Source organism: Lysinibacillus sp. FW301-JW8 (genome assembly GCF_058788755.1).
In genome coordinates this window covers 22439-31368 of the sequence record NZ_JBYTBB010000068.1, presented here as the reverse complement: position 1 = coordinate 31368, position 8930 = coordinate 22439, and the positions used below count along the sequence as shown (strand labels likewise).

Sequence of the window (8930 nt, the reverse complement as noted above, 5' to 3'; positions counted from 1 at the left end):
AGCGTCAGCGCAGGAAGCGGCTCGTCGCTCGCCCACTGGAAAGCGAGTAGCCTGGAACGGAAATCACCTTCATTTGATTTAGTAGTGTTCACAAAGAGTCCCTTGACCATTTAGTTTTTCAACACTATGAACCATGTTTTAATGGTTGTGGCGTTTTTTTGATTAAGCAGGTTTTCACAATAATGTGGAGCTGATTTCAGTCAATTATAGTTTTTTTAATATGCCTAGTGTTAAGTTACCAAATCACTAAACAAATGAAGCATATTGTAGAAGGAAAGAAGGAGGTGATTTGACATGGCATTTGTTATTGCCTTGTTGATTGTATTAGCAGGTTTAATAGCGGTATTCCAAATAAGTGAGGGTAGATCAGAAAAAGGAAGATATGTAGTTTGGGGTATTATTACAATGATTGTGTTTGCACCATTTTTATCTTTTTTAATTGGCGTAACGTATGGAATGTTGGTTAGAAATGGTTGGGCAGCGTCAATTATGATGTTACTATCTCCTATTATTTTTGTTATAGGACTAATTATATTACTCTTAGGCATTTATAAAAACGATGAGGAAGAGCATAAATAACTAGCTGCTTGTCTCTTAAAAGGGGTTAAATATCAAGGTAAAAAACCGCGAGACTCCTACGAATTGTTTTGTAATAAAATGTAAAAATAAGTATAACGAAGGAGACATATTCCTTTGTGCCGAACAGCCTATTTTTGATGTGTTTCATCTCTTGATGGCTGAAAACATAGCGGTTTTTTACCATTTAGAATGTTTATGTTAATCGTGCATTTCGACTTACTTTACAGACCATTCTCATTAATGCTCGGTGTAACGAAGGAAAGATTGTAAAGACAATATCCATTGTTTTACGCATTGGCATTGGACAAATAATTGGCTTATTTTTGTGTACGCCTGCAATAGCGATTTTTGCTAATTGCTGTGGAGACATCATTTTCTGCTTTTTCAATTGCTTAGACATCGCCGTTTTATCGATATTAATAGCTGTTGCTTTATCAAAAATAGGTGTATCAACAAAAGTCGGGCATAAGGTGCTTACATTGATACCATATTCCTCAGCCTCATAGTGGAGTGATGTTGTTAATCCTACAACAGCATGCTTTGTTGTTGAGTATGCTGCAGAAATAGGAGATGGTCCCAATCCTGCTGCTGATGACGTATTGATGATATGTCCAAATCCTTGCTTTTTCATGATTTGATAGCCAACTTGTGTTCCATAAACAACACCCCATAAGTTAATATCCACAATGTCTTGCCATTCGTCTATCGACATATCGTAAATTTCACCATACATAGCTATTCCAGCGTTGTTGAATAAATAATCTATTCTTTGAAATTCCTCATATACATTTGTAATGACATGTTCAACACTTTTGTAATCGGTTACATTCAATTCAACAAATTTAGCATTTGGGGCATCTTTATTTAGTTCTGCCTCTAAAAGAAACCCATCATGTTTGTTGATATCTGCAATAAATACAAAAACATAATGATCTATTAACTCTTTACAAATAGCCTTTCCTATCCCAGATACACCACCAGTAACAATCGCAACTTTTCTCATATTCATTACCTCCTGTATGAATTCCTAATGGACAGTGGCTTCCTGTAATTGAAGCTGTTCAATTACAGATGAGTATTCTTCCATGATAAGTTCTGCTCCTTTACTATTTAAATGAACACCATCTAAAGTAAAATGCAGCCCTCTTTTTTGGGATAATCGATCAATACGCAAAGGATTTTTATAAAACAGTACATCTTTCATCACTTGCAGAACATTGGTGTTAATATAATCCGAGCTATCAACTTGTTGCAAATGACTTTCAAAAACCTTTTGCATATTTAAAAAGCTAACATTTGCATATTTAGAAGAGATGGAATGAATAATGGAGGAAAGCTCTTTTAATTCCGTATTTGATGCATTTTTTATCTCCTCTCCTATTAAAGCTGGTGTTACTAAAACGACATGTTTAGAGGAAGTTAGAATCATTTCTAAAACATTTACATAGTATCCTTTAAACTCTTGATGATCTTCTGTAACTGGCTGTGCTTGCACTTTCAAAAGCTTAGCATAGACATCATTAACACCAATCCAAAGAAAGCTGAGGTCATAATAACTGCCTAGCGTCGATCTCTCTAATCGAGTGTGTAAGCTTTTCACTGTCTCACCTGGCTTACCAAGATTATCAAATTTTATATGTGGATGTTTTGCTGTTAATTGTTTAAAAAATGAAACCCCTGGTCGCCCTTCTGTTAAACTGTCTCCTATACATGCAATTTTCATTTAAATCCCACTTTTTTTGATTTCCTTCAAAAAAATGGTTATTGCTTGTTGAAAAAGTGGCTCTAACTTCTTAAGCTCCTGAGTATTTGTAAGCTGACATAATCCGCCTAGCCAAGTTCCTAGTAGAATTGTCCATTCATCAATATTTCCATTAACAAATTCTCCTCTATCAATACCTTCTTGAAGGATTGCTTGATAAGCACCCATCGGCACAATCGCTAAATTGAATAATTGCTCCACGGATTCAGAGCTGGATTTGGGATTGGCAGCTAGTTCTTGCCCTGATCTTAGTAAAGGTGTTTGGTAATGATAGAGAACATGCATAGCCATACCATATAATTTTTCTGTTGCCGTGGAGTAGGTAATTTCTTTTTGCAGCCATTTGTTGTGCCAATCTTGCATTGTTTGTTGTGCTAAAAGAACAAAAAGCTTTTCTTTGTTTTCAAAATGGTAATAAATATGTCCCTTACTGTAGCCTGAAGCGGTTGAAATATCTCCAACTGATGTTTGATTATAGCCCTTTTGAGAAAACAAACTAACCGCATGTTCCATAATTTCGATTTTTGCTTTCTCGCTATCATAACGTCTTTTGCTCAAGAATTTTCTCCTTTTTAAAATTTGAACGATCGTTCTAATCTGATTATACAATATTTTTTTAATTAATAAATAGGTAAATACCTAATTCTTTATGTTGTCATAATTGCTTACTAGATAAAGCATTTGTTTATAATTAACTCGTTTTAATGGTTGAATTTTGGGTTGTCACTGTAATAACAGAGTATTATGTTAGGGATTATTGGAAATGGTGTGTGAAAAGTCATTGTTATAGAGGAAAAATCTGTTTACAGTGATAATGTGTGGACATATTACTTTGTAGATGGTATCGGTTTAGTTAAAGAGCTTTACAATTATGATGTTATTTACGGGCTTCTTAATCGTACAGAAAATTAACTCTTCGTGACAGAAAAAGCAAGTCTCCTATTAATAAGAAAGCTTGCTTTTTGTTATGTAGCATCTAATCCAATGAAATATGAAAAAAACGATGAAGGGCTTGTAGCCATTCCTTTTCATTCTGAGTTGTATAGGTTGTTAGGGATTGTCCCTCGTATATTCGGAATTCATTGTTAAGCATTGTATGTCGACCACGAGGAGTACGGATCATAGCGATTTTATTTTTTTGTTTAGAAAGTCTTGGGGCGAACTTTGCATCATTTGCGTCATCAAAAAAACTATAGAGTAAACGCCAATTCTGTTTTGTTTGTTCATACAGCATCCATCCATTTGTATCATCTTGTTCAATTTTATAAAGTTCGTTGCCTTCACGATGTTGATGGCCTGCTATTAGTGGAACTGGTTTACAAGGAGCTAATGCACCTACGCCAACATCAGAAATATATGATTGACCAGCATAATTGACAAGCAATAGCTGATGCATTGGTACATCTTTGATAGGTGTATCTGCTTCAAGATTACGCCAAAACTGTGCATATCGCTTTGTCACTGAAAAACCAAGCTCACGGAGTAGCCAGCTAAATAAAATATTTAGCTCAAAGCAATTGCCTCCACGCTTATGAATAATTATTTTTTGAAAAATATCAGGAATAGAGAAGGAGATGCCTTGTTCCAAAACAACATCTAAGTTTTCATACGGGATAGAATTTAAATGACTTGTTTGCAGTTGTCCAAGTAGTTTAATGGTTGGCTCAGTTAAAGGACCTTGAAAATGAATATGTTTCAAATATTGCAATATTTGCGAATTCATACGATACTATCGCCTCACTTCCTTATTTATTAACATAACCGAAATGGCTTAAGATTACACGTACAATCTTTTTAAAAGAAAATAATAGAAAAGTAGATAGATAACTAGTAAAATTTAAGTGTTAGCTACTATTTAGTAAACTATTTTCCAATTAAGTCCACAATAAATCTTGTAAGGTAGGTATATAAATGACAACAATGAAATGGGTAGAAGTCAATTCGTATGATGAAATGAGCGAAGTGGCAGCGAATATTTTTACTAAGCAATTAAAGGAAAAGCCTGTAAGCATTTTAGGACTAGCAACTGGTGGTTCACCTGTAGGAATGTATGAGGAATTAGTGAGACGTCAACAAGCTGAACAGGTCTCGTTTAAAGATGTTATCACGTTTAACCTAGACGAATATGTAGGTTTGGATCAAAATAGCCCAGCTAGTTATTGGACGTTTATGCATGATCAATTATTTAATCATGTAGATATAAAACAAAAAAATATACATTTACCTAACGGCAAGGCAGAGGATTTAGCTGCGGAGTGTGCAGCGTATGATGCTCGAATTAAGGAAGCAGGAGGCATTGATTTACAGCTTCTTGGTATTGGTGTTAATGGACATATTGGCTTTAACGAACCTGGCACACCCTTTGAATCACTCACTAACATTGTAGAGCTTACTGAATCTACGCGTACTGAAAATGCGATTTATTTTGATGATCCTAAGGATGTTCCGACACATGCTATTACCATGGGTATTCAATCGATTATGAATGCCAAGGAAATCGTGTTGATTGCATTTGGTGAAAAAAAGCTAGAGGCAATTGAACGATTAAAAAGTGGAATCGTAAATGAAGATTTCCCAGCAAGTCAATTACTAAATCATCCAAATGTAACGGTTATTTACGGCGGAACAAAATAATGAATAAGCGTAGACTTCAAAACTAATTGGAGTCTACGCTTATTTATATAGAACCCTTAAACTGATGGATAGAAACAATGAACTGCTGAATAGAACTCTTGAACCAATGGATAGAATCACCAAATCAAAGGATAGGATTTAAATTCAGCTCACTTTTCTACCCGATACGATGACCCCTGCAACAACAGCAAGTCCCCCGACAATTTGAAAGGCATGAAGCTTTTCATCAAGAAACAGTACTGCAAAGATGGATGCAAATACAGGGATGAAGTTTAAATAAATACTTGCCTTATTTGCACCTAACTGTACAACACCACTATTCCAGCTTAAAAAGGCAACAACGGATGCGAAAATCCCAACATAGAGAATGGCGGCAATTGTTGACCACTGCCAATGAATAGAATTTGTAAGCGTTGCGGTTTCATAGATATAAAACGGTAATAGCATAATGGCTCCAATAAAAATTGTTACTAGGAATGTTGATCGTCCTGGTAAGCGATGGGCGTAATGTTTTATGAGTAGTGAATAAATACTCCAACAGAAGACTGCGACGAGTACAATTAAGTCACCTTTATTAAAAGTAAAATCAACTAGGCTTGCAATGGAGCCTCCTGAAATAATAAAAATGACACCACTAAGTGATAAAGCAGTTCCAAGCAGCTGATATTTTGATAGTTTTTCCCGTAAAAAAATAAAGGATAATATGTATATCATAATTGGTGTTGATGAGTTCATTAAAGATGCATTAATAGACGTTGTATAATGTAGACCGATATACACTAGGGTATTAAATGCTGCAACACCTGTTAGAGATAAAATAATTACGATTGACCAATTTTCCTTGAGCTTACGCCACTCATGCTTTAAACTCCGATAAGCAATGGGGAAAAATACGATAAAGGCGACGCACCATCTTAGAAAGGCTAGTGTAAGAGGAGGGATATCCCCACTAACTGCACGACCAATAACAAAATTACCACCCCATAAAAGAGTCGCGAGCAATAATAATATGTATGGTGGGATTTTCATGATGCAATAGCTCCTTTAAGGTTAGAATATTATGGATAATTATAGCCACTAATGCTATGAATAATCAATGCCTCCTTATAATCAGTATGCTAGAATAAGGAAAAAGGGAGGAGAAATTCTGATGAAAAGCACAGTACCACATTTGCAAAAGGGAGATACAGTCGGCATAGTGGCTTTATCGAGTCTAGTGGAACCTGAAAAGTTAGGAGAGGCAGTATCCTTTCTTGATGATTTAGGTCTTCACTATATTATTGGAGATACGATCCAAGCAAAGCATGCTTATTTAGCAGGTAGTGATGAGATGCGACTAGCTGACTTTCATGAGATGGTTAGAAATCCAGAGATCAAGGCCATTTTCTGTGTTAAAGGGGGCTATGGCTCCGCACGTATTGCTGAGAAAATTGATTATACTCTATTAGAAGAACATCCAAAAATCTTCTGGGGCTTCTCTGATCTTACATATTTACATTGTGCAATTAATGAATATGCTAATTTAGTAACGTTTCATGGTCCTCTACTAATGTCTGTTGGAAAAATTGATGAGCTATCGAAAAGGATGTTTTTACAGTTATTTTCTCCAATTGAAATACAATATACTGAAGAAATTTCACCATTAACAACAATTGCAAATGGTGTAGCTCGCGGTCAAATTATTGGAGGAAATTTACGTCGTCTTGTGAGCTCAATAGGGACAAAATTTGAAGTCAGGACAGAAGGCAGAATTTTACTGATTGAGGAGATTGCAGAGCCTATTCCACGAATAGATTCGATGCTGCAGCAATTAAAGCAGGCAAGAAAGCTTGAGCAGTTAACAGGAATTATAATTGGTTCCTTTACACAGACAGGGGCGGATGAAGCAGCACTTCTTACGTTAATGGAGGAGTATTTTGGAGAGTTAGGAATTCCTGTTGTAGCAGGCTTTAAAATCGGTCATGAAGCAACAAATATTGCCATCCCATTAGGGGTAGATGCCATTTTGGATGCACAGGAAAAGGTGCTGAAAATTTTACCTGGTGTGCATTAAAAAAAGCACTCTACATTTGGGCATCCGTCCCTTGTGTAGAGTGCTTTTTTTATCTTAGTAAGGCTCTGCATCATGCCCTTTATTGATTGCATCTTTAGGAGCATCGTCACCATCAATATTGCCGAGAGGCTTTGATGTAGATGAGTTTTTTTCAGCCTTTTGCAATCCTTCTTTTAGCAAGCGGCCGTATTCTTTATCGGCTTCCTCTGCTAAAGCAATCATGGCCTCTTGAATTGCCTTATTACATACTGACAAATCACGAATTAAGTTTTCAAGAAGCTCATCTCGCTCCCATTGCTCAAAATTCCGGTACGTTTCTCCTGCCTGTTTAGTATTGCTTTGACGATCAATAGACTCACGTACTAGATTACCTTCTATATACGGTGTATATTCTTTGTCTGTTTGAGTTGCTTCCTTTAATCCATTTAGCATGGAAGGCTCATAATTAATATGTGGATTTTGTCCAGGAGCTAAATCACGTTTGTACATCATTTGACCGCCATTTTGATTGGTTGCTACTCGTTTTTTAGGAGCATTGATTGGTAACTGTAGATAATTTGCACCTACACGATGACGCTGAGTATCAGAATATGAGAATGTGCGTCCTTGTAGCATTTTATCATCTGAGAAATCCAATCCGTCTACCAGTACACCTGTACCGAAAGTTGCCTGCTCAACCTCAGCAAAATAATCTTCAGGATTTTTATTTAACACCATTTTCCCCACTGGATGCCATGGAAATTGATCATTCGGCCAAAGCTTTGTATCATCTAATGGATCAAAATCTAGCTCTAGATGTGGTCCGTCCTCCATTATTTGTACATTTAATTCCCATTCAGGATAATCACCCTGTTCAATTGCATCGTATAGGTCCTGCGTTGCATGATTAAAATTCTTCTTCTGAATCTCCTCAGCTTCTCTTTGGGTTAAATTTTTAATACCTTGTAAAGGCTCCCAATGATATTTGACAAGGACAGCCTTGCCCTCACTATTTACCCATTTATATGTGTTAACACCAGAGCCTTGCATCATTCTATAATTTGCAGGAATACCCCATGGTGAATAAACGAATGTGACCATGTGGAAGGTTTCTGGTGAGCTTGCACAAAAATCAAAAAAGCGTTCTACATCCTGAATATTTGTAATTGGATCAGGCTTAAAGGCATGAATCATATCTGGGAACTTCATAGCATCACGTATAAAGAAAATTTTTAAGTTGTTGCCAACTAAGTCCCAATTTCCATCCTCTGTATAAAACTTTACAGCAAAGCCGCGTGGATCTCGTAAAGTTTCTGGGGAATGACCACCATGTATAACCGTTGAAAAACGTACGAAAACAGGTGTTTTTTTACCTTTATCTTGAAATACCTTTGCTCTTGTATATTTAGAAATAGGCTCATCTCCGACAGCACCATAGGTTTCAAAATAACCATGAGCTCCTGCACCACGAGCATGTACAACTCGTTCGGGGATTCGTTCACGGTCAAAATGGCTCATTTTTTCTAAAAAATCGTAATTTTCAAGTGTAGCAGGTCCACGATTACTGACGGTTCTTAAATTTTGATTGTTGGTAATGGGGTGCCCCTGCCGATTCGTTAAAGTTGTATCATCTTGATGTGTTGAATCATTTTGTTTTGTCATTGTTTGACCCCCTTCTTTTGGATATACCCATTCTGTCCTTTAGTAGGGCAAACTAGACATAAAAAAAGCTCTCCTACATACAAGATGTAAGAGAGCCTTTGGATGGTGTTTTCAAAAAAATAATCAAGTTTGCTGAGTATAGCCTTTGCCTATAGTTGGTTATTGGTCATCGGTCATACGGTAACAGGTCACATGTTATTGGTTTAAGTTAAGTTAGCTTCATAAAGCTAGATTGAAAACAACACATCCAAGATGGAGTAC

Annotated in this window: 9 protein-coding genes; 3 read left to right on the top strand and 6 right to left on the bottom strand. The window is 36.3% G+C overall.

The genetic code is table 11. The features are described 5' to 3' along the window. Positions 1-294: 294 nt before the first annotated feature. Complete coding sequence (locus AC3WOM_RS21800; protein ID WP_492448320.1) at positions 295-579, top strand: hypothetical protein; 285 nt, start codon at positions 295-297, stop codon at positions 577-579. Between the two features lie 193 nt (positions 580-772). Here the strand turns inward: AC3WOM_RS21800 and AC3WOM_RS21795 are convergent, their stop codons facing one another. The 4 genes from AC3WOM_RS21795 to AC3WOM_RS21780 form a co-directional block, all read right to left on the bottom strand. Further along, on the bottom strand, positions 773-1588 hold the full coding sequence (locus AC3WOM_RS21795; RefSeq protein ID WP_492448318.1) for an SDR family NAD(P)-dependent oxidoreductase: 816 nt from the start codon (positions 1586-1588) through the stop codon (positions 773-775). A gap of 18 nt (positions 1589-1606) precedes the next feature. Beyond that, a complete protein-coding gene (locus AC3WOM_RS21790) occupies positions 1607-2302 on the bottom strand; it encodes an SGNH/GDSL hydrolase family protein (RefSeq protein ID WP_492448317.1) in 696 nt (231 codons plus the stop codon). Continuing rightward, positions 2303-2899: a TetR/AcrR family transcriptional regulator gene (locus AC3WOM_RS21785; RefSeq protein ID WP_492448316.1), complete on the bottom strand. Its 597-nt coding sequence runs from the start codon at positions 2897-2899 to the stop codon at positions 2303-2305. It lies immediately after the preceding gene. Positions 2900-3317: 418 nt separating this feature from the next. Continuing rightward, positions 3318-4064, bottom strand: a complete 747-nt coding sequence (locus AC3WOM_RS21780; protein WP_492448315.1) for an arylamine N-acetyltransferase family protein — start codon at positions 4062-4064, stop codon at positions 3318-3320. Positions 4065-4261: 197 nt separating this feature from the next. On the opposite strand from AC3WOM_RS21780, the gene nagB reads away from it, so the two are divergent. Then, entirely contained in the window at positions 4262-4975 is a 714-nt protein-coding gene (gene nagB, locus AC3WOM_RS21775) for a glucosamine-6-phosphate deaminase (RefSeq protein WP_492448322.1), read from the top strand. A 144-nt stretch (positions 4976-5119) separates the two neighbouring features. Here nagB and AC3WOM_RS21770 read toward each other — a convergent pair whose 3' ends face one another. Beyond that, the gene (locus AC3WOM_RS21770) at positions 5120-6004 is read right to left on the bottom strand and encodes a DMT family transporter (RefSeq protein WP_427546972.1); all 885 of its coding nucleotides are present in this window, start codon (positions 6002-6004) and stop codon (positions 5120-5122) included. A 121-nt stretch (positions 6005-6125) separates the two neighbouring features. Between AC3WOM_RS21770 and AC3WOM_RS21765 the strand changes: the two genes are divergently transcribed. Then, a complete protein-coding gene (locus AC3WOM_RS21765; RefSeq protein ID WP_492448313.1) occupies positions 6126-7028 on the top strand; it encodes a S66 peptidase family protein in 903 nt (300 codons plus the stop codon). Between the two features lie 54 nt (positions 7029-7082). Here AC3WOM_RS21765 and AC3WOM_RS21760 read toward each other — a convergent pair whose 3' ends face one another. Beyond that, positions 7083-8669 (bottom strand): catalase, encoded by a 1587-nt coding sequence (locus AC3WOM_RS21760; RefSeq protein ID WP_492448312.1) that lies wholly within the window; start codon positions 8667-8669, stop codon positions 7083-7085. Between the last annotated feature and the right edge of the window lie 261 nt (positions 8670-8930).